The organism is Actinomadura sp. 6N118 (assembly GCF_044326415.1).
Lineage (GTDB): Bacteria > Actinomycetota > Actinomycetes > Streptosporangiales > Streptosporangiaceae > Spirillospora.
This window is the reverse complement of the sequence record NZ_JBIRAZ010000003.1, coordinates 326,216-350,842: the sequence shown is the minus strand read 5'-3', so window position 1 is coordinate 350,842 and position 24,627 is coordinate 326,216. Positions and strand designations below refer to the sequence as shown.

The 24,627-nt window shown below is 69.1% G+C and carries 23 protein-coding genes; 12 read left to right on the top strand and 11 right to left on the bottom strand.

What is annotated here, in order from left to right:
- Positions 1-21: 21 nt before the first annotated feature.
- The 7 genes from ACH34W_RS09460 to ACH34W_RS09430 form a co-directional block, all read right to left on the bottom strand.
- A complete protein-coding gene (locus ACH34W_RS09460; RefSeq protein WP_395960374.1) occupies positions 22-1,842 on the bottom strand; it encodes a choline/carnitine O-acyltransferase in 1,821 nt (606 codons plus the stop codon).
- Entirely contained in the window at positions 1,839-2,660 is an 822-nt protein-coding gene (locus ACH34W_RS09455; protein WP_395960373.1) for a class I SAM-dependent methyltransferase, read from the bottom strand. The genes ACH34W_RS09460 and ACH34W_RS09455 overlap by 4 nt, the downstream gene beginning before the upstream one ends.
- A gap of 10 nt (positions 2,661-2,670) precedes the next feature.
- A complete protein-coding gene (locus ACH34W_RS09450) occupies positions 2,671-3,516 on the bottom strand; it encodes an arpA protein (protein ID WP_395960372.1) in 846 nt (281 codons plus the stop codon).
- A gap of 175 nt (positions 3,517-3,691) precedes the next feature.
- Positions 3,692-4,273 (bottom strand): SAM-dependent methyltransferase, encoded by a 582-nt coding sequence (locus ACH34W_RS09445; protein WP_395960371.1) that lies wholly within the window; start codon positions 4,271-4,273, stop codon positions 3,692-3,694.
- A 27-nt stretch (positions 4,274-4,300) separates the two neighbouring features.
- Positions 4,301-4,960, bottom strand: coding sequence for an ATP-dependent Clp protease proteolytic subunit (locus ACH34W_RS09440; RefSeq protein WP_395960370.1), 660 nt, complete (start codon positions 4,958-4,960; stop codon positions 4,301-4,303).
- A gap of 270 nt (positions 4,961-5,230) precedes the next feature.
- Positions 5,231-6,748, bottom strand: coding sequence for a glycerol kinase GlpK (glpK, locus tag ACH34W_RS09435; protein WP_395960369.1), 1,518 nt, complete (start codon positions 6,746-6,748; stop codon positions 5,231-5,233).
- Positions 6,749-6,819: 71 nt separating this feature from the next.
- Positions 6,820-7,656: an MIP/aquaporin family protein gene (locus tag ACH34W_RS09430; protein WP_395960368.1), complete on the bottom strand. Its 837-nt coding sequence runs from the start codon at positions 7,654-7,656 to the stop codon at positions 6,820-6,822.
- A 284-nt stretch (positions 7,657-7,940) separates the two neighbouring features.
- Between ACH34W_RS09430 and ACH34W_RS09425 the strand changes: the two genes are divergently transcribed.
- Together ACH34W_RS09425 and glpK (ACH34W_RS09420) are read left to right on the top strand one after the other, a co-directional pair.
- Positions 7,941-8,711, top strand: coding sequence for an IclR family transcriptional regulator (locus tag ACH34W_RS09425; RefSeq protein ID WP_395960367.1), 771 nt, complete (start codon positions 7,941-7,943; stop codon positions 8,709-8,711).
- Between the two features lie 32 nt (positions 8,712-8,743).
- The gene (glpK, locus tag ACH34W_RS09420) at positions 8,744-10,255 is read left to right on the top strand and encodes a glycerol kinase GlpK (RefSeq protein ID WP_395960366.1); all 1,512 of its coding nucleotides are present in this window, start codon (positions 8,744-8,746) and stop codon (positions 10,253-10,255) included.
- Positions 10,256-10,376: 121 nt separating this feature from the next.
- Here the strand turns inward: glpK (ACH34W_RS09420) and ACH34W_RS09415 are convergent, their stop codons facing one another.
- The gene (locus tag ACH34W_RS09415; RefSeq protein WP_395960624.1) at positions 10,377-12,029 is read right to left on the bottom strand and encodes a glycerol-3-phosphate dehydrogenase/oxidase; all 1,653 of its coding nucleotides are present in this window, start codon (positions 12,027-12,029) and stop codon (positions 10,377-10,379) included.
- Between the two features lie 155 nt (positions 12,030-12,184).
- Here ACH34W_RS09415 and ACH34W_RS09410 point away from each other — a divergent pair, with 155 nt between their 5' ends.
- Positions 12,185-12,952: an IclR family transcriptional regulator gene (locus ACH34W_RS09410; RefSeq protein WP_395960365.1), complete on the top strand. Its 768-nt coding sequence runs from the start codon at positions 12,185-12,187 to the stop codon at positions 12,950-12,952.
- 95 nt (positions 12,953-13,047) lie between these two features.
- Here the strand turns inward: ACH34W_RS09410 and ACH34W_RS09405 are convergent, their stop codons facing one another.
- Entirely contained in the window at positions 13,048-13,452 is a 405-nt protein-coding gene (locus ACH34W_RS09405) for an STAS domain-containing protein (RefSeq protein ID WP_395960364.1), read from the bottom strand.
- A gap of 201 nt (positions 13,453-13,653) precedes the next feature.
- Here ACH34W_RS09405 and ACH34W_RS09400 point away from each other — a divergent pair, with 201 nt between their 5' ends.
- The 4 genes from ACH34W_RS09400 (at position 13,654) to ACH34W_RS09385 (ending at position 17,837) form a co-directional block, all read left to right on the top strand.
- Positions 13,654-14,940 (top strand): lipase family protein, encoded by a 1,287-nt coding sequence (locus ACH34W_RS09400; RefSeq protein WP_395960363.1) that lies wholly within the window; start codon positions 13,654-13,656, stop codon positions 14,938-14,940.
- 97 nt (positions 14,941-15,037) lie between these two features.
- Entirely contained in the window at positions 15,038-16,621 is a 1,584-nt protein-coding gene (locus ACH34W_RS09395) for a serine/threonine-protein kinase (protein WP_395960362.1), read from the top strand.
- A 123-nt stretch (positions 16,622-16,744) separates the two neighbouring features.
- Positions 16,745-17,221: a hypothetical protein gene (locus ACH34W_RS09390; RefSeq protein WP_395960361.1), complete on the top strand. Its 477-nt coding sequence runs from the start codon at positions 16,745-16,747 to the stop codon at positions 17,219-17,221.
- A gap of 205 nt (positions 17,222-17,426) precedes the next feature.
- A complete protein-coding gene (locus ACH34W_RS09385; RefSeq protein ID WP_395960360.1) occupies positions 17,427-17,837 on the top strand; it encodes a hypothetical protein in 411 nt (136 codons plus the stop codon).
- 318 nt (positions 17,838-18,155) lie between these two features.
- Here ACH34W_RS09385 and ACH34W_RS09380 read toward each other — a convergent pair whose 3' ends face one another.
- Both ACH34W_RS09380 and ACH34W_RS09375 read right to left on the bottom strand, forming a co-directional pair.
- A complete protein-coding gene (locus tag ACH34W_RS09380; protein WP_395960359.1) occupies positions 18,156-18,398 on the bottom strand; it encodes a DUF6411 family protein in 243 nt (80 codons plus the stop codon).
- Between the two features lie 69 nt (positions 18,399-18,467).
- Positions 18,468-19,508, bottom strand: a complete 1,041-nt coding sequence (locus ACH34W_RS09375; RefSeq protein ID WP_395960358.1) for an LLM class F420-dependent oxidoreductase — start codon at positions 19,506-19,508, stop codon at positions 18,468-18,470.
- Positions 19,509-19,632: 124 nt separating this feature from the next.
- On the opposite strand from ACH34W_RS09375, the gene ACH34W_RS09370 reads away from it, so the two are divergent.
- From ACH34W_RS09370 to ACH34W_RS09350, 5 genes are all read left to right on the top strand, one after another.
- Positions 19,633-20,439, top strand: coding sequence for an ABC transporter ATP-binding protein (locus tag ACH34W_RS09370; protein ID WP_395960357.1), 807 nt, complete (start codon positions 19,633-19,635; stop codon positions 20,437-20,439).
- A complete protein-coding gene (locus tag ACH34W_RS09365; protein ID WP_395960356.1) occupies positions 20,436-21,278 on the top strand; it encodes an ABC transporter ATP-binding protein in 843 nt (280 codons plus the stop codon). The genes ACH34W_RS09370 and ACH34W_RS09365 overlap by 4 nt, the downstream gene beginning before the upstream one ends.
- Positions 21,275-22,165, top strand: a complete 891-nt coding sequence (locus tag ACH34W_RS09360) for a branched-chain amino acid ABC transporter permease (protein ID WP_395960355.1) — start codon at positions 21,275-21,277, stop codon at positions 22,163-22,165. The genes ACH34W_RS09365 and ACH34W_RS09360 overlap by 4 nt, the downstream gene beginning before the upstream one ends.
- On the top strand, positions 22,158-23,306 hold the full coding sequence (locus tag ACH34W_RS09355) for a branched-chain amino acid ABC transporter permease (RefSeq protein WP_395960354.1): 1,149 nt from the start codon (positions 22,158-22,160) through the stop codon (positions 23,304-23,306). Before ACH34W_RS09360 ends, ACH34W_RS09355 begins: the two co-directional genes overlap by 8 nt.
- Before the next feature lie 61 nt (positions 23,307-23,367).
- Entirely contained in the window at positions 23,368-24,603 is a 1,236-nt protein-coding gene (locus tag ACH34W_RS09350) for an ABC transporter substrate-binding protein (protein WP_395960353.1), read from the top strand.
- The last annotated feature ends 24 nt before the right edge of the window (positions 24,604-24,627 follow it).

Sequence of the window (24,627 nt, the reverse complement as noted above, 5' to 3'; positions counted from 1 at the left end):
CCCCGATCGACGTCCCTCGGCTCAGGCGAAGAGTTGCCGGAGCTCGCGCACCGCCTCCCGGAGCTGGTCGGCGAAGGTGTGCATCGCGTCGGCCACCGTCGCCGGGGTGCTCAGGTAAACGTTGAAGCGGTCCGGGAGGAGGACGTAGGCGACCCCGATGCACTGGGGACTGGTCGACCCGAACCCGAAGTACCGGATGTTGGTGGACGGCGCGGAGCTCGTGCTCAGGTAGTCGTCCCGCATCTTGACCCAGCCGGGGGAGGAGAAGAGCTCCAGCGGCTCGGTCACCCCGAGCTCCTTGCCGCGCCGCTTCTGGATCAGCTGCAGCTCCCAGAGGTGTTGCTCGGGCACCTGGCCCGCCTGGGACGCCTTCGCACGTTCGACATGCTTCTCGGCGGCGGCACGGAACGCGGCGCGGCGGGCCTCTGTGCCGGCCTCCGGGTCGTCCATCGCCTCAACGAACCGGACTACCTCGGGTGTCACGACGCGCATCGCCTCGGTCCGCCCACGCCGGTATTGGCGCGTGGCGATCGACTCGTACGTGGCGCCCACGAACCCCTTGGAGCGCTTGTGGGCGAGCTGGTAGGCCATCTGCACGAAGGCGTCCGGCGAGGTGCGCAGCCGTTTGGCGTCATTCGCGCCGAAGTCCTCGAACGCCACCGTGGTGGTGGCGGTGTCGGCGGCGTACTGCGCGAACGACCCGGCTGCGGCGCCTACATCGGCGCGCAGGTCCGCGGTGAGCACGAATTCGATGGAGTCGGTCGCGGGCGCACCCTGCGAACGGGCCTCTGAACGCCGCGCGTGCTCCTCGGCAGGCTCGCCCAGAAGTGTGTCGACGAAGCTCAGGATCGTGGTGCCGTCCAAGCCGCAGTGCTCCACGTTGATGCCCGCCGTACCGTCGGCGAAGACGATGAACGACACCGCCTTGTCGAACCACCGGTTGCCGCTGTCCCCGTGCAGCAGGTGGTCGCACGCGTCGAGATCGTCCCGGGGGGCGAAGTCCTCCAGGCAGACGCAGAACAGCGCCGTCTCGACGTCGTACAGCCTGGCCGCGTTCCCGGGATCGGCGGCGAGCAGCGCCTCCCGGCTCGCCGCCCATTCCGCCCGGGCCTTGGTCGTCAGGTGGCCGACCGGGGTCTCCGCACGGACGTCGTTCTTCATGATCTCGTCGAGGCCGGCGGCGAGTTCGTCGAGCGTGTGGGGCCGTCCGGCCGGGCCGATCACGTCCATGCGGACCATGTGGCCACGGAAGAACACGACGATGTGGCGTGCCTGCGATGGGCCCGGCCACTCATCCGAGTACGGCGCACGCACGGTGTCCTGCACGGCGCCGGGGATCCGGGTCGTGGAGAAGAGGAACTTGTTCTGCTCCATCGTGAGCGCCTGGCCGCGCTGGACGATGGGCGGGATGCGCTCGTCGTCCAGCTGCGCCTTGTAGTTCAGCGCGGCCGCGATGAGCCCGGCGGCCCGTTCGACCTGGCCCTGGCCGGAGTCCTGGAAGAGCTGAACGGAGTCCTGGAAGAGGAAGAAGAAGTTGGCGTTGAGCGCGATGCGGTCGCGGCGGCCGAGATAGCGGTACGGCCAGAACGTGTCGAGCCAGCTGTGCACGCCCTCGCTCGCGTCGTACTCCGCCAGCGCCGCGTGCAGCTTGCGGCCGGGGCCATCCGGGCGCAGGAACGAGGCCAGCGCGTTCTCGGTCTCCGCCAGCTCGTCCGGGGTGAGCAACGGCGCGCACCATTCGATGAGGCGCTTGCCGCTGTCGTCCAGCGAGGGCAGCGGCACCCGGGGCAGGTGATCCTCGTTGCCGAAGGTGCGGGGTGAAGGGCTCTGACTGCTGTTCACTCGATCCTCGATCTGGGCTTGGTGGGACGTGAGATGAAGAGCTCTGCGTAGAACCAGCCGTCTGTCTCCAGACCGCGCGGATCCACGTCGATGGCGGCGAGCCTGTCCAGGACGAGGGACCGCTCTTCGGCCGTCGCGAAGCGCCGCTGCCTGAAGACGCCCTCGTGGCGGACGGTCTCGTATCCGGCGGCGGCAAGGCTTTCGGTCACGGGATCGAAGGGGAACATCCGGAGCACGAAGTGTGCCATCCACGGTTTGCGGTCGCCATGGGCCGCGACGATGCGGGATATGGTCCGCTCGGTGACATAGCCGATGCAGCCGGTCGAGATGACGAGGTCCACTCTGGCGAGCCGTTCCCGCTCGTGCTCGGTGGGGTCGCGTGCCTCAAGGTCCGCGTGGATCGCACTGTCGAGGAAGCCGGCCTGCAGCGCGTATGCGAGGGCCTGTGCGGACGCGTCGAGCCCAAGGAAGAGGGTGCGTTTCAGGCTGTCGCGCGAGCTGACCCATTCGCGGTCACGGGCCAGGAGTTCGTCGAGGTCGGCGTCCTTGGCGTCTCCGTACCGGTCGTACAGCTCCTCCATGGTCGCGTCGCATCGCAGCAGCGCCGCGTTGATGCCGTAGGAGCAGCCGATGTCGAGCACGGTCGGGACCGAGACCTCGTGCACGTCCCGGTATTCCTGGATGAGGTCGGCGAAGAACGGTTTGGCCAGCTCGGGAATGGCATAACCGAGACTGCGCAACGTACCGAAGTAGGCGCGCGGATCGGGCTCGGTATAGATGTGGTCGAGTGAGATCTTCCCGGTGGTATCGACGCGCACAGCAGGCCCCTTAGTCCAAGAGTTGGTCGACCCGTACGGTCCCGGCCTCCAGATGCGCCGGCAGCACGCGTCCGAATAGTTGCCTCGTCCGCGCCACGCTGCCGATGACGCCGGGTCGCTCGCTGTACGCGAAGATCGCGGAGTGGCGGGCCCGCGTGCCCTCGACGGCGCTCACCCGATGCAACGAGTAGCGCCCCTTGAACAACTGTAGATCGCCGGGCCGCAGCGACAGCCGCCGCACCAGCGGCTCGCCGTGCCCCTCCAGAACGCTCCGGACGTCGTCGAAGCTCTCCGAGTCCGCGGATCTGATGTTGGGGCAGTATTCGAAGACGCCGCCCGCCTCCGGCTCCTGGGTGAGCATGCTGACGGTGAACTCGTTGGTGTCGAAATGCCAGGGGTGCTCCTTGCCCGGCTCGAGAACGTTGAGGCAGAGCCCCGCCAGCGGGTCCGCGAGCTCGAAGACGCGTGGCAGGCCGAAGCATCTGGCGACGAACCGCTGAAACAGCTCACTCGAATAGAGCTGCTGAATAACGGAATCGGGCGGAATCCGGTCCCGGGCGACAAAGGCGTTCCCGCGCTCGAACGTCACCCGCCCCGGATGTGCTTCCGGAAGCTCGGAATCGACCGCGATGTTATATACATTGACGGTCTCGACGTCATAGTGCGCCAGCGGGGCGACGGCGGCGCCCTCGCGGCCCAGCGCGCCGCGCACCGAAGGCCGGATGAAATCGGGGAGCACACTGCATCCGGAATCCCGCAGGTCGGACCGGACCCGGTCGACGAGCGGCCCCCATTCGCCGGGCTCCGCCAACGGATAGCGAGCCGTGTCGACCACTCGTTCGACCGATGTGCTCATGAAGACCCTCTCGCCCGGACCTGAGAAAGTCTTAGCACATTGATTAGTGCCAATTCATGGGAGTGTTTACGGTCTTGACTTATCAGCCGTCTTCAGAATTGGTGCCGTGACCTGCGCTTTCGGCCACCCCTCAGACCGGCCGCACAACGGCTCGTTCACCACGATGTGGTCCACATCACGCCCGCCGGGCGAGCATCCGCCGCTTGCCGCCCGGCACCTCCTCCTGCCGTACGACGGTGAAGTCGCCGGGCAACAACGAGGCGGGCTCGCCGGCCTCCAGGCACCACTCCGCCGGCAGCCGCGGCCGCTCGTTCCGGGCGTCCATCGTGAACGCCTCCCAGCCCAGAGCACCTGCGGGCATGACGGCGCCCACCACGCCCTCGAACACCGCCCGGTCCCAGAAGCCCGTGCACAGCACCACCGCGAACGTCGTCTCCGCGCGCCACGTTTCCAGGTCGGCATGCACCAGGGTGAGGAGATCCCGGACGCCTCGCCGCCGCGCCTCGCGATCGAGCAGCTCCAGTGCCACGTCTGAGACGTCCACGGCCGTCACCCGCCGCCCGTCCGCGGCCGCCAGCAGCGCGCTCCCCGATGGCCCGCACGCCAGGTCGAGCACCGGCCCCGCCGGCAACGCCATCGCCAGCGCCGCATCCGCGAGCGGGTGCGGCGCGAACGGCCTGCCCTCGTAGTCGGCGTACTTGGCGTTCCACCGGAGCCGGTCAGGATGACCACCCAGCTCACCCTGCGTTTCACCCATGCCGCGGACCTTACTCCGGCCGGGACGTCACCTGCGGTTGGGGCTGGCCGGCCTCATCGTGCGGTTGGACACGACATCGTCGATGAGCCCGTACTCCTTGGCCTCGTCGGCACTGTAGAACTTGTCCCGTTCGAGGTCGTCGCGGATCTGGCCGACCGGCCTGCCGGTGTGCTTGGCGAGCGACTCCTCCAGCAGCTCCCGCATCCGCAGGATCTCGTTCGCCATGATCTCCAGGTCGCTGGACTGCCCGCGGGTGCCCTCGATGCCGGGCTGGTGCAGCATGATCCGGCAGTTGGGGAGGGCCAGCCGCTTGCCGGGGGTGCCGGCCGCGAGGATCAGCGCCGCCGCCGACGCGGCCTGCCCGAGGCACACGGTCTGGATCTCGGGCCGGATGAAGGTCATGGTGTCGTAGATCCCGGCCATCGAGGTGAACGAGCCGCCGGGGGAGTTGATGTAGATGCTGATGTCGCGGTCGGGGTCCAGCGTCTCCAGCGTGAGCAGCTGGGCGATGACGTCGTTCGCCGATGTGTCGTCCACCGGCACGCCGAGGAAGACGATCCGCTCCTGGAAGAGCTTGTTGAACGGATCCATCTCCTTGATGCCGTAGGAGGTCCGTTCGGTGAATGACGGCAGCACGTACCGTCCCTGGGCCGTGCCGGCGGGCTCGCCGGGCGCGTCCAATGTCATGAGTTCCGAGCACACCTCTGTGGCACGTTCACCGTCCCGTTCGCCGTAGACCCTCACCCTACGGGGCCTGCGGAGCGGATGGACCTCATCGGTGGTGACCGGGGCCGGTGTCGGCGCATTGTCCGCGCGAGATCTCATGTGTGCCCTCCCCGGATCGACGTTATCTCTCGTTCGCGACAACACCAAGGGGTGCGAGCTCGGCGATATGCAGGGTGTGGTGACGGGCGGCCGGGCATGGTGTGGGTTTCCATGCCCGGCCGCCCGTGGCTCTTACGGCACGTCCACCCAGTCCAGGGTGCGGCTGACGGCCTTCTTCCAACCGGCGTAGCCGGTCTCGCGCTGTTCGTCAGTCCACTCGGGCTGCCAGCGCTTGTCCTCGTTCCAGTTCTGCTTGAGCTCGTCGGTGTTCTTCCAGAATCCGACGGCGAGCCCCGCGGCGTAGGCCGCCCCCAGGGCGGTGGTCTCGGCGACGACCGGCTTGGAGACGGGGACGCCGAGGATGTCGGCCTGGAGCTGCATGCACAGCTCGTTGGCCGTGACGCCGCCGTCCACGCGGAGCACGTCCAGGGTGACCCCGGAGTCCTGGCGCATGGCTTCGACGACGTCGCGGGTCTGGTAGCAGATGGACTCGAGGGTGGCGCGGGCGAGGTGGGCGTTGGTGTTGAAGCGGGACAGGCCGACGATGGCGCCGCGCGCGTCACTGCGCCAATACGGCGCGAAGAGGCCGGAGAAGGCAGGGACGAAGTAGACGCCGCCGTTGTCCTCGACCTGGCGGGCGAGGGATTCGCTCTGCGAGGCGCCGGAGATGATGCCGAGCTGGTCGCGCAGCCACTGGACGGCCGACCCGGTGACCGCGATCGAGCCCTCGAGCGCGTAGACGGGCTTGTCCGAGCCGAACTGGTAGCAGACCGTGGTGAGCAGGCCGTTCTTGGAACGCACCGGCTCGGTGCCGGTGTTGAGCAGGAGGAAGTTGCCGGTGCCGTAGGTGTTCTTGGCCTCGCCGGGGGTGAAGCACACCTGGCCGACGGTGGCGGCCTGCTGGTCGCCGAGGATGCCGGAGATCGGCACCTCGCCGCCGAGCGGCCCGTCCGCACGCGTCATCCCGTACGGTTCGGGCGTGGAGGACGGCTTGATCTCCGGCAGCATGGCGCGGGGGATGCCGAAGAACGACAGCAGCTCGTCGTCCCAGTCCAGCGTCTCCAGGTCCATCAGCATGGTGCGGCTGGCGTTGGTCGGGTCGGTGACGTGCACGCCGCCGTCGGTGCCGCCGGTCAGGTTCCACACGATCCAGCTGTCGGTCGTCCCGAAGATCGCGTCACCGGCCTCGGCTGCCTCGGCGACACCCTCGACGTTCTCCAGGATCCACTGGATCTTCCCGCCGGAGAAGTAGGTCGCCGGGGGCAGGCCGGCCTTGCGGCGGATGACGTCGCCGCGGCCGTCCCTGTCGAGTGCGGCGGCGATCCGGTCGGTACGGGTGTCCTGCCAAACGATCGCGTTGTAGTAGGGGCGACCCGTTCGCTTGTTCCAGACAAGGCTGGTCTCGCGCTGGTTGGTGATGCCCAGAGCGGCCAAGTCGGCCGAGGTGAGGTTGGCCTTGTTGAGGGCGGTCTGGATAACGGCGCGAGTGCGTTCCCAGATCTCGGTGGGGTTATGCTCGACCCAGCCGGCCTGCGGCAGGATCTGCTCGTGTTCGAGCTGGTGGCGGGTGATCTCGTTGCCGCCGTGGTCGAAGATCATGAAGCGTGTGCTGGTCGTTCCCTGGTCGATCGCGCCGACGTAGTCCGCCATGCGGGTCACTTTTCCTCTCGAGGTCTGCCGACTGCCTTGGGTGAGGCGGTCTCGGGTCAGGCGGTCTTGGATCAGGCGGTCTTGGCCGCGGGCTCGGCGGGGATGGGCGCCGCCGGCTGCGGCTCAGGCTCGGGCTCGTCGGGGAGGAAGCGGCCGATGAGGACCTGGTAGAGGCCCGCGCCGACGAGGGCTCCGATCAGCGGGCCGATGATGGGCACCCAGAAGTACAGATCGCCGTACTGATCCTTCCAGGCGCCTTCGTATCCGGTGATGAACGAGGCCAGCCGCGGCCCGAAGTCACGCGCCGGGTTGATGGCGTAGCCGGCGTCGGTGCCCCAGGCCATCCCGATCGCGACCACGACCAGGCCGATGACGAACGGGGTGAGGTTGGCGAGGGGCGGGGAGTTGCGGATGTCGGTGAGGACGAGGATGAGGAAGAGCAGGATGGCGGTGCCGATGATCTGGTCGCGCAGCGCGCCCCAGGTGTGCACGGGCAGCGTGCCGTTGCCGGGCAGGGTGGAGAAGACGCCCTGGGTCTTGATGGTGTGGTCGGGGTCGACCTTCGCCAGCACCTCGCTGTAGTTCCAGCGCACGATGAGCGCTGCGACGAACGCGCCCGCGGTCTGCGCCAGTGCGTATGGCAGCACCTTGCGCCACGAGAAGCCCTTGAAGACCGCCAGCGCGAAGGTGACCGCCGGATTGAGATGCGCGCCGCTGAGCCGGCCCGCCACGTACACGCCGAGCGTGACACCCAGTCCCCACGCCCACGCGATGCTGTCGTGATCGCCGATCCCGCCCGCCGCGACCTGCGCCACGACTCCGACTCCGAACAGGATGAGGATCATCGTCCCGGCGAACTCGGCGGCGAGTTCCGCCGCGGTCCCAGGGATTTTCGGTCGCTCCGCCATGCTTCCTCCTCGACGTGACGGCCCGGCCCTGCAAGCCGGGAAATGCTCGATCCGTGAGGTGGGGTGACCTGCCTCACGTTCGCAACGGGACGCTAGGTCCCTCGTTCAGGCCGGTCAAGGAACAGGTGTCGACATTGTCGAACGGGGATCGCGCAAGCGCCGTCCGGGGAGGTCGTGCCGGTGACTCACGTCACAGGTCAACCGACATTTCGGGATTCTGTCTCGCTGATTCCGCATAAATGCCGACATTGTCGAATGCACGTTGACGTGGTTAGGTGGGCGGCATGCCGGGCCCTGTGCAGTCGATCGAGCGGGCGGCAGCCATCCTTCGGCTGCTGGCCCGTGGTTCGGGTCGCCACAGCCTGGGCGAGATCGCGGGTTCGCTGGGACTCGCCCGCGGCACGGCGCACGGCATTCTGCGCACCCTGCAGGGGGTCGGCTTCGTCGAGCAGGACGAGGCCACCGGCAAGTACCAGCTGGGTGCGGCCCTTCTGCATCTGGGCACGAGCTATCTGGACGTCAACGAGCTGCGGTCCCGCGCGATCAACTGGGCGGACGCGCTGGCGGCGCGCAGCGGCGAGGCCGTCCGGATCGGCACGCTGCTGGACGGCCAGGTCCTGGTGGTGCACCACGTGTTCCGCCCGGACGACACCCTGCAGGCGCTCGACGTCGGCACGCTCGTGCCGCTGCACGCGACGGCGCTCGGCAAGGTCCTGCTCGCGTACGACACGACCGTCACGGCGGAGCTTCTGGCGATGCCGGAGCTGACCGCCTACAGCCGGCACACGATCACATCGTCCCGGGTCCTGACCCGTACCCTGAAAGAGATCCGGGAAGGCGGATGGGCGGCCGAGGCCGAGGAGTTCACCGTCGGGGAGGCGGGGGTGGCCGCACCGATTCGCGGCCACGGCGGCCTGGTGGTCGGCGCCATCGGCATCTCGGGGGCGGTGGAGCGGATCTGCGACGTCCGCGGCCGTCCCCAACCCAAACTGGTGACCTTCGTGCGCGACGCCGCGCGGGCGGTCTCCCGAGACCTCGGAGCCTCCCGCTGGTGAGGCCCGCCTACCCTATGTGGGAGTAGGAATCCATGACAGAGCGTTACGTGATGGCCGTCGACCAGGGCACCACCTCGACCCGGTGCATCCTCTTCGATCACAGCGGCCGGCTCGTGTCGGTCACCCAACGTGAGCACAAACAACACTTTCCGCGACCCGGCTGGGTCGAGCACGACGCCATGGAGATCTGGCGCAACGTCGAGCGCATCGCGCCCGAGGCCATCGCGCAGGCCGGCGCCACGCCCAGCCAGGTCGCCGCGATCGGCATCGCCAACCAGCGTGAGACGACGCTGCTGTGGGACAGGCATACCGGCGAGCCGATCGGCCGGGCGATCGTCTGGCAGGACACCCGTACCGACGCCCTGGTCGAGGAGATGGTCAGCGAGCCGTTCGCCGAGGAGATCCACAGGCGGTGCGGCATCCCCGTGGCGACCTACTTCTCCGCCCCGCGCATCCGCTGGCTGCTGGACAACACGCCGGACCTGCGTGAACGTGCTGAACGCGGGGACGTGCTGTTCGGCACGATGGAGAGCTGGCTGATCTGGAACCTCACCGGCGGCCCGGACGGCGGCCGCCACCTCACCGACGTCACCAACGCCAGCCGCACCCTGCTCATGGATCTCGCCACGCTCGAATGGGACGACGAGCTGCTGGCCTACTTCGGCGTCCCGCGGGCCATGCTGCCGGAGATCGGGCCCTCCACGGAGGTCTACGGGACGGCCACCCGGGTCGTGCCCGGCGTCCGGATCGGGGCGGCGCTCGGCGACCAGCAGGCCGCGCTGTTCGGGCAGACGAGCTTCGCGCCCGGCGAGGCCAAGTGCACGTACGGGACGGGCAGCTTCCTGCTGCTCAACACCGGCACCGAACCGGTCCGTTCGACGCACGGCCTGCTCACCACGGTCGGCTACAAGATCGGCGACGAGCCCGCCGTGTACGCGCTGGAGGGCTCCATCGCGATCACCGGCGCCCTGGTCCAGTGGTTCCGGGACGGGCTCGGCCTCATCGCCACCGCCCCGGAGATCGAGACCCTGGCGCGCACGGTCGACGACAACGGCGGCTGTTACATCGTCCCGGCGTTCTCCGGGCTGTTCGCGCCGCACTGGAGAAGCGAGGCCCGCGGCATCATCGTTGGGCTGACCTCGTACATCACCAAGGGTCACCTGGCGCGCGCCGTGCTGGAGGCGACCGGCTGGCAGACCCGCGAGGTCGTCGACGCCATGAACGCCGACTCCGGCATCGCCCTCAAGACGCTCAAGGTCGACGGCGGGATGACCGCCGACAACCTGCTCATGCAGTTCATCGCCGACGTGCTCGACGTCCCGGTCGTACGCCCGATGGCCGCCGAGACGGTCTCGCTCGGCGCCGCTTATGCAGCGGGTTTGGCCGTCGGTTACTGGCCCGACCTGGAGGGGCTTCGCCGCAACTGGCACCGGGCCAGCCAATGGCTGCCCGGCATGGACCCCGAGTACCGGGAGACCGAGTACGACAACTGGCGGCGGGCCGTCGAACGTACCTTCGACTGGATCAGGCCCGCCAAGCACTGAGGCGCCCAAGCAATGAGGCGCCCCAAGCACTGAGGCGCCAACCATGGCCGGTGCCCTTCAGAGGGTGGGGCACCGGCCCGTTTGCGGATGAAACCGTGCTCTAGGCGACTGAAACCGGGCTCTAGGCGACCTTTTCGCCGCCGGCCCGCATGCTCAGCGCTGCCTGGTCGTCAGGCTGCTCCTCGGCGCGGCGCTCGGCCTCCACCTGCTGGACGTAGGCGGCGGCCTCGTCGGTGATCCGTTCCGCGTCCCATCCCAGCACTCCGCCGATCAGGGTCGCGGTCACCTCCGCGGACGCGGTGCCGCGGTCCCGGGACTCGATGGAGACGCGGGTCCGGCGGGCGAGCACGTCCTCGACGGTCCGCGCGCCCTCGTGCGTGGCGGCGTAGACGACCTCCGCTCGCAGGTAGGCGTCGCCGCTGGGAAGCGGCTCGGCGAGCGAGGGGTCGGCGGCGATGAACGCCAGCACCTCGTCGACCAGCGTGCCGTACCGCCGCAGGAGCTGCGCGATCCGGCGGACCGGGAGGCCGGTCTGCCGGGCGAGGGTGTCGCGGCGGTTCCACATCGCCTTGAACCCGTCCGCGCCGACCAGCGGCACGTCCTCCGTCACCGACTCCGGCACGCGTTCGTCGGCGAGCCCGAGCACGGCCTCGTCGACCGCGTCCTTGGCCATCACGCGATAGGTCGTGTACTTGCCTCCCGCGACGACGACGAGCCCGGGCACGGGGGTGCCGACCAGGTGCTCGCGGGACAGCTTGGCGGTCTGGTCGGAGGCCCCCGACAGCAGCGGGCGCAGGCCGGCGAACACGCCCTCGATGTCGTCCTTGGTGAGCGGATCGGCCAGCACCTTGTTGGCGTGCTCCAGCAGGTAGTCGATGTCGGCCGCGGTGGCGGTGGGATGCTCCTTGTCGAGATCCCAGTCGGTGTCGGTGGTGCCGACGATCCAGTGCTGCGCCCACGGGATGATGAACAGGACGCTCTTCTCCGTGCGCAGGATCAGCCCGCTGGACGAGTCGATGCGGTCGCGCGGCACGAGCAGGTGAACGCCCTTGGACGCGCGGACGTGGACGCTGGCGGCCTCCGCCAGTGCCTGGGTCTCGTCGGTCCACACCCCGGTGGCGCTGATGACCTGCCGGGCCCGTACCTCGATCTCCTCGCCCGACTCCTGGTCGGCCACGACGGCGCCGACGACGCGTTCACCGTCGCGCAGGTAGCGCACGACCCGGGCCCGGTTGGCGACCAGGGCGCCGTAGGACGCCGCGGTGCGGATCAGCGACATGGTGTGCCGGGCGTCGTCGACCTGCGCGTCCCAATACTGGACGGCGCCGACGAGGGAGTCGGGGTCGAGACCGGGGGCGACCTTGAGCGCGCCCTTCTTGGACAGGTGGCGGTGGTGCGGCATCCCCCGCGAGTTGCGCCCGGAGGCACTCATCGTGTCGTACAGCAGGACGCCGGCTCCGACGTAGGGGCGCTCCCAGACGCGGTGGGTGAGCGGGTAGAGGAAGGGCACTGGCCGGACGAGATGCGGGGCGAGCCGCTGGACCATGAGGCCGCGCTCCCGGAGCGCCTCGTGCACTAGGGCGAAGTCCAGCATCTCCAGATACCGCAGGCCGCCGTGGATCAGCTTGCTGGCCCGGCTCGACGTGCCCGAGGCCCAGTCACGGGCCTCGACCAGGCCGACGCTCAGCCCGCGGGTCGCGGCGTCCACCGCCGACCCGGCGCCGACCACCCCGCCTCCGACGACCAGGACGTCGAGCTCCTCGCCCGACCCCATCTCACGTAGCGCTCGGGCCCGCAGGGCGGGCGACAGTTCCACCGGCTTCACCGTTCAGCTCCTCGGCTCGGGCACGGGACGTCGTGCTGACGAGTGTGACTCTCTGCTGAATTGAGTATGACAATGTCGAACAAGGTACACGCTACGCTATGGGGATGCCAGGGAGAATCCAATCGGTGGAACGGGCCGCGATGATCTTGCGGCTTCTCGCGTCCGGTCCCCGGCAGCTGGGCGTTGTGGAGCTGGCCGAGGCCATGCAGCTGCCCAAGGCCACCGTCCATGGCATCCTGCAGACGCTGCAGCACGTCGGCTTCGTGGAGCAGGACCGTTCAGGCGGCAAGTACCGCCTCGGCGCCACGCTGCTCCACTTGGGCAACAGCTACCTGGACATCAACGAGCTGCGGACCCGGGCGATCAACTGGGCCGACTCCCTCGCCTCACGCGCGCACGAAAGTGTCCGGATCGGATCGCTGCACGAGGGCCAGGTCCTGATCGTCCACCATGTCTTCCGTCCCGACGACAGCCTGCAGACGCTGGACGTGGGGGAGCTCCTGCCCATCCACGCCACCGCGCTCGGCAAGGTGCTCCTGGCGTTCGACCTGCAGTCCGACGCTTTGCTGGCCGATGTCGACACCAAGAGCTACACCCGCAACACCATCGCTTCCAAGGACGATCTGGTCGCCGATCTGGAAGAGGTCAGGGCCCGTGGCTGGGCCGCCGACATCGAGGAGCTCGTCCAGGGCGAGGTCTCCATCGCCGCGCCGATCCGCGACGACCGTACGGTCGTGGTCGGCGCGATCGGCATCTCCGGGGCGATCGAACGCCTCTGTGACGCGGCCGGGCGGCCCCATGTCGAGCTGGTGGCCGCCGTACGGGACGCGGCACGCGCCGTCTCCCGTGATCTAGGTGCTCGTCGCTGGTAGCAGGCGTTTCGGCGGCACAAGCATTGGTCGTTCGACATTGTCGAACTCAGTTGGCGTTGGCGCTGTTCGTTCAAGCGCAGGTCGCCGGCTGGAGGTCATCCCGTGTCTTCCGGCTTGAAGGCCAGCCGGCTCTGCCCCGTCTCCAGCCAGCTCACGGCGCTGTCGACGTCCGGCTGAACGAACATCTCCTGCTGGAGCCCGGTCATCGCGAAGACGTTCGCGACACGGCCGTGGAGGCCCGTCACCACCAGTGACATCCCGCGCATGCGCGTCTCCCGGATGGCGCGAACGAAGACGCGCAACCCGGCGGAGTCACAGAAGCTCACGGCCGCCATGTCCATGATCAACGCTACCTCGGTCAGGGCCAGCGCCTCGGTCAGCCGCTCGCCCAGGCGCTCATGCGTACCGAAGTCGATCGAACCCTCGACCGTCACCACCGCGTAGACCGAGAGCCGGTCGACCTGCACCGACATGCCGTCGGACGGCTCCGTGTCTGTCACAGCCCGACCCTGTCACACGTCGAGATCGCATGGCTAGTCGCTCCCACCCACCGGATGATCACGGGCGTCACCGCTCCGGCGGTTTGTCAGTTCCGCTCAGTTGGCGGACGCGGGATGTGAAGACGGGTGTCTATGCCGGGAGGTTCCGGCCGGTCAAAGTTCAGGGCGATGAGATCGGATTTCCCGCCCCTGGAGCGCCCGATGCGTGTTGTCCCGTTCTTCCGCCGGAGTGCGTTCGCCCGAGCAATGTTCCCGATGGCCGCCCTGCTCGCGACGGCCGGCATCGCCGTGCCCGCCCCCGCCGCTGCCCACGCCACGCCCGCCGCTGCCCACGCCGCGCCCGCCTCCGCAGACGACCCGCCTCCGGGGTCCGTGCCGCCCGACGAGGATCCGTTCTACGCCGCGCCCGCGAACATCGGCTCCTACCGGGCCGGCCAGGTCGTGGCCAGCCGGAAGATCACGCCGAAGGTCGGCGACCTGGACTCCACGACGGACGTCTGGCAGATCTCCTACCGCAGCAACGACTCGCACCTGGCACCCCAGCTCGTGGTCACCAGCCTGCTCGTGCCGAAGAAGGCATGGACGGGGAACGGGCCGCGGCCCATCGTGTCGGTGCAGGCCGCCGAGGACGCCACCGGCACCCAGTGCGCGCCGTCCTACGGGCTCTCGTCCGGCAGTGTGATCGCCGCATGGTCCGCCGTGTGGTCCACGCAGTTGCTCGACAAGGGCTGGGCGGTCGCCATGCCGGACCACGAAGGGCCCAAGTCGGTGTTCATGGCGGGGCCGCAGGCCGGGCACGCCGTCCTGGACGGGATCCGAGCGGTGAAGAACTTCACCGGTGCGCCCGGGATCGGCAAGTTCAACGCCTGGACGCTCAACGGTTACTCGGGCGGCGCGCAGGCCACGGGATGGGCCGCGCAGATGCAGCCGTCCTACGCCCCGGACGTCAAGCTCAAGGGCGCTGCGATGGGCGGGACCCCGGCCGACCCCGAGGCCGTGGCACGCTTCCTCGACGGCGGGCCGTTCTCCGGTTTCGAGGCGGCCGCCGCGGCCAGCCTCGCCACCGAGTTCCCCGAGATGAACATCGACCCGCTCCTGAACGAGGAGGGACGCAAGGCGATCGCCCAGGCCCGCGGCAAATGCCTGACCGAGATCCTGGGAGCCTTCGCGTTCAAGAAGCTGTCGGATTACAGCACCGTGCCGGATCCGCTGGCCGCCCCGTCCGTCCGGGCCGTGCTGAAGCTCAACACGATGGGCGCCGCCGCCCCCGCCGCCCCGATCTTCAACTACCACGCCAACACCGACGAGATCGTTCCCGTCGCGCAGGCCGACAAGCTCGTCAAGGACTGGTGCGCGAAGGGCGCCAAGGTGCAGACCACCCGCTCGTGGATCGGAGAACACGCCCTGGAGATGGTGTTCAAGAACGGTGAGGTGCTGACGTTCCTCTCCGACCGTTACGCCGGCAAACCCGCCAAGAACACCTGCTGAAGCCGTCAGGAACGGCCGTCCGGCCGGTGTTACGATCACCGTTCAGGCGGGTTTGACGGCAGATCGACCGGGATGCCGTCGTCACCTGGGGGTGTGAATGCGGGACGTGAGTCCCCTGCGCGACGGCGATCCGGACAGGCTGGGGCGTTATCGGCTCGTCGGCAGGCTTGGTGAGGGCGGTCAGGGGGTCGTCTTCCTGGGCCGGGATCCGGAGGACGTCCCGGTCGCGATCAAGGTGGTGCGGTCCGAGCTCGCCGCGAACGCCGTGGCCCGGAGCCGTTTCGCCAAGGAGGTCACCGCGGCCCAGCGGGTCGCCGCGCAGTTCTGCGTCGCCCAGGTGCTCGACGCCGACCTCGCGGCGACCCCGCCGTACGTGGTCACCGAGTTCGTGGACGGGCCGACGCTGGGGCAGTCGATCCGCGACGACGGGCTGCGGACCGGGGCCGCACTGCACCGGCTCGCGGTGGCGACGGCGACCGCGCTCGCCGCGATCCACCAGGCCGGCGTCGCGCACCGCGACTTCAAACCGGCGAACGTGCTGCTCGGCGCCGATGGCCCGCGTGTCATCGACTTCGGCATAGCCCGCGTCATCGACACCGCGGTCACCCAGACCGGCACGATCGTCGGCACGCCCAGCTATATGGCGCCCGAGCAGTTCAGCGGCAAAGCCGGTGCCCCCGCCGACGTTTTCGCCTGGGGCTGTGTGATGGTGTACGCCGCCAGCGGCCACCCGCCGTTCACCGGCGCCGACATGCCCACGCTGATCAACCAGATCCTGCACCACGAACCGGACCTGGGGCAGCTCACCGGGCCGCTTCGTGAGATCGTCCACGCCGGCCTCCGCAAGGATCCCGCCACTCGCCCGACCATGCAGCAGATCGTGATGCGCCTGCTGGGCAAACCCTCCGACTTTCCTCCAGCCCCGCCTCCTCTGCCCGCGGGATTCCTGGCCCCGCCGCTGCCCGTCGGCGAGGCGACCACCATGGAGCCTCCACCACCCCGTCGCGCGCGGCGCGGCCGAGTGGTGGGCGGTATCGCCGCCGCAGTCATCGCGGTCGCGATAGCAGCTGGTGTGCTGGCCTCGCCACTGCTCAAGGACTCCGAAGCAGATCCGGCGAAGTCTCCGTCGGCCTCCACCCCGGCCAGCGGAGCAGCGGCGGGAGGCATCACCCGCACGCCTCGTCTGGGCCTGGAGTTCTGGCAGGGCACCGCGGCACCGATGTCGCTCAGCGCCGCCGCGGGCGAGACCAACCCCATCGTGACCGTCCAGATGAAAGCGGCGCCGTTCCAACTGCGCTTCCCCAAGCAGGCCGTGAAGTCTCTGAAGATCTGCGCCTGGACCGACAGGTCGATCTTCACACCTCGCGAAGGCCTGCCGACCAAAAGCGATCAGTGCCTGGGCGAGGGCCGGGGGATGGCCGACTACGAGTTCGGCAGCGGCAGCCTCATGCTCAACAACGAGGGCTTCAACTACCTCATCGACACCCGCATCCAGTCGCTGTCGGCCGACACCAGCAAGGTCGATTACAGCCAGGTCTACCAGGACCGGGCAGACAAACCCCTCCAGCAGCAGCGCGGGGACCTCTACCTGGCCATCTACGCCCCCAAAGCCACCGACGGCAAGTTCCACATCGTCCGCCCCGCCGAACTGGAATACGTCATCCTCCGCTTCCCTTCATGACCCCGGAGCATGTGCCACCGCCCGCGGTGCTTGCTGGCCGACTGAGGCCCTGACGGGTGTTTTCGCCCCGGTATCTACGTGATCGCCGTTAGGCTCTGCTGCTCGATGAGCCGGAGGGTGAGAATGCAGCGAGGCGGCAATGAAGAGGGATTTCCCGGCGCGGGTGTGTTAGCGGGTCTGTTATTCGCCTTCTTCACGGTCGTCTTGGGAGGCGTGATCTGGTTTGCGGGGCTTGGGCTGCTGGCGGCCATCGGCATTGGCCAGGCCGGCGTCGCGGCGGTCACCGGCTGCGAGAGCTCCCGAGGCGAAAAGACCTGCTACGGCGACTTTCAACCAGACGGTGGGGGCGCCGTGCACCGAGACGTCCGTGTTGACGGACTCGGCCATGACGCCGAGGGGGAGCGGATCGATGCCCGCATGGTCGTCGACGGGCGCGTCGAGGCCATCGGCTCCTACCTGTGGCTGCGCTGGCTCGTCGGCTTCGTCGTCGTCGGATTCTTCTGGCTGGCCTTTGGTCATGCCGTCGTCGTACGGCTCGGGTTGCGTCCACGGCGGTGGTGTAAAAAGCCGAGCTGGTCACGTACGTCGGGCGCCACGTGACAGGTGCCGCGGACGACGGCGTGGGCGGTTGGGGTTCTGCGACGTCCGTTCGGCGCTGGCTCGGCATGGCCTATTAGGAGCCAGGCACTAGCTGCCGCCTGTCAATGGGAGCTGGCTCTCTGTTGCTCCGCGGTGTGTCGATCAGAGGATTGCCGCATCGACGGATGTATCGAGAGAAAGAGGATTCATGGGCAGGTCACTTCCTTTGAACGCACGTCGCGTCCTGCTGCTGGGTGGGCTGGCGCTCACGATGGCTGGAGGGAGCGCACTGCCGGCGGCTGCCGCGGCTGAGACACCGCTTGCGGAGGCCTCGAAGCTCGGGGTGAAGCCTTACAGCGTCAACCTGTCGGGCAAGAAGCTGTCCGGCCCGTGCGTCATCAAGAGCAGATACAACAAGACGGTGTCGATCAAGTACACCCAGAGGGCCCGGAAAACGGGGTCGATCAAGGTCCGTGCGTTCCGCGGCACGAGCGGGCCCGCGCTGGGAGGCTGGGTGACGCTGGAGGTCAAGAACCAGAAGTATGTTCTGGCCCGGAATGTTCGGGTGGGGTCCACCGTGTGCATGAAGTGGAAGCGCTCGACCGCGGGCACCGTGAAGGGCACCGTTCATTTCTGAACGCCCCAGGACGCCGTAGCGCCGTAGCGGGCCGTGGAAGGGGTCGTCAGCGACAGGGGATCCCGGCCACGGTCCAACGGCAACCCGTCCAAGACTCGTACGCCAAATCCGCACAAGGGCATCCCGGCCGCGTTCACCGGATGGACGGCCGGCGTTGCAGTCGCGGCTCGCCAGGTCAGCGGAGTGCGGGCGTGGCGAACTGCGGGTCGACGGCCTCGCTCGAGCGCAGCAACGACCACCAAGCGGTCGCAGCATGGCACGCCGCAACAGCCTGCGCCAAACGCTGCCCTACCTGATCAGCCTCGGCGCCGGTGCACGCTAGAACGGCATCTTCCAGCGGGTGCCGCGTCCGGCCTGGGCGCTGCGGTTGGCCGCACGGCGGGACGAGCGGAACGACTTGGAAAGCCAGCGTCCCAACGCGCCGGGCGCCTTGCCTGCGGCCCGGCCGCCCGTTCCGAGGGCGCGGTTGGTCCCGCGCTGCGGGCCGTGCGACAACCTCGGCACAAGGAAGCCAAGGATCAGCAACAGGACACAGACTCCGACGATCGTCGCCACAACCATGACTACCTCGCCTTCCTCGGAGTTGGGTCTCGATCCGATGTCCCCGAGGGCGCAGGGTCAAAACGTCCGCTAGGGCATGAGGTCTCGTAGTTGCTCGATGGCGGCGAGGCGGTCGGCGGGGTCGTCTGCGAGGGGCTTCACGCTGACCGTGGTGATGCCGCACTCGGCGAGCTCTGCGATCCGCTCGGTCACGTATTCCTTCGGCCCGACCAGTGACGTGGCGCGCAGCAGCTCCTCGGGCACGGCGGCCTCGGCTTCACGCTTGCGGCCCGACAGGTAGAGCTCCTGGATGAGCTCGGCCTCCCGTTCGTAGCCGTACCGGCGGGCGAGGCCGTTGTAGAAGTTCTTGCCCCGGGCGCCCATGCCGCCGATGTAGAGCGCGAGTTGCGGGCGTCCCCGGTCGAGCAGGTGGTGGACGTCGTCGCCGATGGCCAGGTTCATGGTGACCACGATGTCCAGCGGGCCGAGCTCCGGGGCGCGGCGGGCTTGCCCTGCGGCGAGCGACTCACCCCACACCTCGTTCAGCTTGCCGGGGTGAACGAAGATCGGCAGCCAGCCCTCGGCCACCTCTGCGGCGAGCTGCACGTTCTTGGGTCCGATCGCGGCCAGCATGATCGGGATGCGGTCGCGTACGGGGTGGTTGATGAGCTTCAGCGGCTTGCCCAGGCCGGTACCCCGGTCTGCGGGCAACGGGAGCTCGTAGTGCGCGCCCTCGTACACCACCTCTTCGCGACGCCACACGCGGCGGCAGATCTCCACGATCTCGCGGGTCCGGGCGATGGGCGCGTCATACGGCACGCCGTGGAAACCCTCCACCACTTGCGGCCCGGATGCGCCCAGGCCCAGCGTGAAACGGCCGTCCGACACGTAGTCGAGCCCGGCCGCGGTCATCGCGAGGAGTGTGGGGGTGCGGGTGTAGATCGGCAGGATCGCCGAGGCAAGGTGAATCCGGTCAGTCGCTCCGGCGAGGTAGCCGAGCTGGCTCACGGCGTCGAAGGAGTAGGCCTCAGCGACGAAAGCGATCTCGACTCCAGCGGTTTCGAGGTCGCGCAGGCCCGCGGCAGCCTCCTTGAAACCGGCGCTGTAGGCGAGGGTCGTGCCGATCCGCATGGGAAACCTCCAGGTCCAGGACGTTGACGTACGTCACATCGCGCACTTACATTACGCCTACTTAACGAACGATCGATAGAGGAAATCTCACTTAACGAACGATCAACAAGTGTTCGGAGGTCGGATGCTCGATATCGAAGGGCTCGTCGTCCGCTACGGCGCACGCGAGCCGGTACTCCACGGAGTGAGCCTCGAGGTGACCGAGGCGGGTGTGGTGGCGCTGCTCGGCGCCAACGGTGCGGGCAAGACCTCCCTCATGCGGGCCGTCTCCGGCACGTTGCCGCTGCACGGGGGGTCGGTCGCCGCGGGGTCGATCCGGTTCCTGGGACAGGACATCGCCGGCCGCGACCCGGCGGCCGTCGTGGCCGGCGGGCTGGTGCAGACCCCCGAGGGACGGCATGTGTTCGGCGCGCTCACCGTCGACGAGAACCTCGACGCGGGTGCCATCACCGTCCGGTCCCGCGAGGCGCGCGAACGCACCCGCCGCCAGATGTTCGAGCTGTTCCCCCGGCTGGCCGAGCGGCGCCGCCAGCGCGCGGGCACGCTGTCCGGCGGCGAGCAGCAGATGCTGGCCATCGCCCGCGCGCTGATGTCCCAGCCGAAGCTGCTGCTGCTCGACGAGCCCTCGCTCGGCCTGGCGCCGCTCCTGGTGAAGCAGATCGGCGAGACGGTGCGCGAGATCAGCCGCGACGGCGTCCCCGTGCTGCTGGTGGAGCAGAACGCGGCGATGGCGCTGTCGGTCGCCCACCGGGCGTACGTCCTGGAACTGGGCCGCGTCGTGTTGGACGGTCCGGCCGGTGAGCTGGCCCACAGCGACGAGGTCCGCCGGCTCTACCTGGGTGAGGACGTGGCAGAAGACTCCGACGGGCAACCCCGCGCGGGCGTCCGCGAAGACCTGGCCGCGCGCCGCCTGGCCCGGTGGTCGGGATGAGCGCGCCGCGCCTGGTGGTGGACGAGGTGACCTTGGCGTTCAGCGGCCTGCTCGCGCTGGACAAGGTGGCGTTCACCGTCGAGCCGGGCTCGATCCACGCTGTCATCGGACCCAACGGAGCAGGGAAGTCGTCGCTGCTCAACACCCTGTGCGGCATCTATCCCGTGACCGGCGGGCGCATCCTGGTGGACGAGCACGAGGTGACGCGGCTGCGGCCGGACCGGGTCGCTTCGCTGGGAGTCGGCAGGACCTTCCAGAACATCGTCGTCTCGCCGCGGGAGTCCGTGCTGGACAACCTGATGGTCGGGCGGCACGGGCTGACCCGCGCCGGCCTGGTCTCGACCGCGTTGTGGCTCGGCCGCCGCGAACAGCGCCGCCACGAGGCACGGGTCCGGGAGATCGCCGAGTTCGTCGGCCTGTCGGACCTGCTGGACAGCACCGCCGGGCGGCTGCCCTTCGGTGACCTCAAACGGCTGGAGTTCGCCCGGGCGCTGTGCCTGGAGCCGCGCCTGCTGATCCTGGACGAGCCGGTCGCCGGCCTGAACGCCACGGAGAGCTGGGAGCTGGGGCAACTCGTCCTCGCGGCGCGCGCGTCCCTCGACCTCACCGTGGTCTTCGTGGAACACGACATGGGCGTGGTCATGTCGATCGCCGACCGCATCACGGTGCTCGACTTCGGCCGCGTCGTCGCCGAAGGCACGCCCGCCGAAGTGCGCAGCGACCCGACGGTGGTCAGCGCCTACCTCGGTGCACCCGACGAGTCCGAGACCGATGAGCCCGGGACGGACGCCTCCGACACCGCCGAGACCGCCCCTCGGGCAGAGAGGACGTCACCATGACCCGCCTGCTGGAACTGCTCGTCAACGGCGTGTCCCTGGGTCTGCTGTACGCGCTCATCACGCTGGGGTTCGTCATCGTCTTCAAGGCCACCCGGACGGTCAACTTCGCGCACGCGTCGTTCCTGCTGCTCGGCGTCTACGTGGTCGCCTCGACCCAGCCGCGGATCGGGTTCGCCGCGGCGGCGCTGCTCGGGCTCGCCGTAGCCGGACTGCTCGGGCTGGCGACGGAGCGGTTGCTGACGAGCCGCATCGAGATGCACAACCACCACGCGATGGCGATCGCCACCATCGGGTTGAACGTCGTGCTGACCGCCGAGCTGACGCGGCGCCTGGAGGAACGGGTGCTCCCACTGGGCGCACCGTGGGACGGCCACGTGGTCGACCTCGGCCCGCTGACCCTCCCGCTCACCGTCGTCATCACCGTGGTGGCCGTGCCGCTGCTGATCGGCGGCCTCACCGCGCTGCTGACGCTGACCGGCTGGGGCCTCGCGATGCGCGCGTCCATCGCCGACGCCGAGGGCGCGGCGCTGGTGGGCATCCGGCTCCGCCGGGTGTCGGCCACCGCGTGGGTGATGGCCGGGCTGCTGGCGACCACCGCCGGCATCGGCCTGGCGTCGTTCCCCAGTCCCGGCGTCAGCGTGAGCCTGGAGGCGGTCGCGATCACCGCGTTCCCGGCGGCCATCATCGGCGGGTTCGACTCGCTCGGCGGGGCCATCGCGGGCGGGCTCATCGTCGGGGTCGTCCAGGTCATGGTGTCCGGTAACCAGGACTCGCTCGACTTCCTCGGGCTCGGTGTCGGTGACGTCGTGGCCTACCTCGTGATGATCGTCGTCCTGCTGTGGCGACCGTCCGGACTGTTCGGGTCGAAGGAGTTCAGCCGTGTCTGACGACACCATCGCACCTGCCCGCTCTACCGCCGCCGAGACGCCGCCGCCGTCGGGCACGCCGTCCGGTGCACCGTCCTCGGCCCCGTCGCGCCGGGTGCTGGGCGCCGCCGCCATGGTCGCTGCGATCGCCGTGCCGCTGGTGCTGCCGCTGTACGTGGACGCGTTCTGGCTGCGCATCGGCCTGTTCGCCATGGCCGCGGCGGTCGGGGCGCTCGGCCTGACCATCCTGTTCGGCGCGGCCGGGCAGCTGTCACTCGGCCACGCGTTCTTCGTCGCGGTCGGCACCTACGGGTACGGGTTCCTCGCAGGCGATGACCACGGCCAGGTGAAGGGCCTGGGGTTGCCGCCGCTCGTGGCGGCCGTGCTCGCGATCCTGTTCGCCGGGCTGTGCGGCCTGCTGTTCAGCCCGGTCGCCAGCAGGCTGCGCGGTATCTATCTCGGGATCGCCTCGCTCGGCCTGGTCTTCCTCGGCCACCATCTGCTGCTCAACCTGCCGGCGGTGACCGGAGGCTACGACGGGCGCTCGGTCGAGCCGTTCGCGCTGGGAGGGTTCACGTTCTCCGACGTCTCGGACCGCCTCGTGCTCGGCATCCCGTTCGGGGCCGTGGAGAGCCTCTGGTACCTCTTCCTGGCGGTCACCGTGGTGGCGACGCTGGTCGCCCGCAACGTGCTGCGGGGCCGGCCAGGCAGGGCGTTCCGCCTCATGCGCGACAGCGAGGTGGGCGCGGCCGCGATGGGTGTACGCGTCCAGCGCGCCAAGGCGGGCGCGTTCGTCCTGTCCTCGATGTACGCCGGCACCGCAGGCGTGCTGACCGCGCTGGCCTTCCAGCGCGCCGTCCCCGACTACTTCGACTTGCAGCTGTCCATCGACTTCCTCGCCATGATCATCCTCGGCGGCCTCGGCTCGACGTCGGGCGCGCTCGTCGGCGCGACGTTCGTGATCGCGCTGCCGATCGTGTTGTCCCGGTACGCGGACGCGCTGCCGCTCGTCGTCGCACCCGGACAGGAAGGGCTTCAGGCCTCGTTCGCCGCGACGTTCGTGTACGGCGCGCTCGTCGTGGTCGTCATGCTCACCCAGCCCGGCGGGCTGCGCGCGATGGTGCACACCATCCGGGACCGCCGCCGGCCCACCGCCCACTGAACCGCTACTCAACCGTCCCTCAACCGGCCTGAACCCCCCCTCCGTTCACCTGGAGAATCACATGAACCGGTCCCGTCCACGCGTCCTCACGGCGGCCGCCGTCGCGCTCGCCCTGTCCGTCACCGCCTGCTCGCCCAAGGCCGCGAGCTCGAAGTCCGCCCCGGGTGTCAGCGACTCCACCATCAAGCTCGGCATGCTGGTGGACCTGACCGGCCCGTTCGCGACCTCCGGCAAGACCAGCAACACCGGCAGCCAGTTCGCCGTCGAAGAGATCAACGCGGCCGGCGGCGTGTGCGGCCGCAAGATCGAACTGGTCGCGCGCGACCACGGATACGACGTGCAGAAGGCGGTCACCGCCTATGACGAGGTCGCGCCGCAGGTCCTCGGGTTCCTCAACGTCTACGGGTCGGCGATCACCTCCGCGCTGCGGGACAAGATCTCCGCCAACGACGCGCTCGTCGGGCTGACGGCGTTCGCGCCCACGCTGCTCGGCGACCCGCATCTCATCGTGGTCGGCTCCACGTACGACATCCAGTCGATCAACAGCATCGACTGGATGGTGCGCGAGGGCATGCTGAAGCGCGGGGACACGCTCGGGCACATCTACCTGCAGGGCGAGATCGGCGAGAACAGCCTGAAGGGCAGCAAGTACGCGACGCAGAAGCTGGGGCTCAAGCTGGCCAGCCAGCAGATCAAGCCGACCGACGCCGACCTCACCAGCCAGGTGAACGCGATGAAGTCGGCCGGAGCGAAGGCGATCCTGCTGGACTCCACGGCGAAGCAGACCGCGGCGGTGGCCGGTGCCGCCCGGGGCGCCGGGCTGGACGTCCCGATCATGGGCAACGTCGCCACGTTCGCCACGAGCCTGCTGTCGACGGCCGCCGCGCCCTCGCTGCTCAAGAACTACTACCGGGTGTCGGGTATCGGGCTCCTCGGCGCGGACACGCCCGAGGTCAAGAAGCTCGCCGGCAAGTGGAAGGCCAAGTTCGGCGCGGTGCAGCCGGAGTCGGGCGGCGCGGTCGTGCTCTCCTACGTGACGACCCACCTGTTCGCGAAGATCATCGGCGGGACGTGCGACGACCTGACGCGCAAGGGCGTGCTCGCGGCCCGCGCCAAGGTCACCGACTTCAGCATCGCGGGTCTGGGACCGGCGCTCAACCTGTCCGACCCGGCGCAGCCGACCTCGCGGGCGAGCCAGATCCACCGCCCCGACAAGGCCGTCTACGCCGGGATGAAGGTCGTGGAGGACTTCAAGGTGTCCGACCTCGCCAAGCAGTACCAGGTGCAGGCCGGCTAGCCGGGAAGTCCCGCGTAGCCGAAC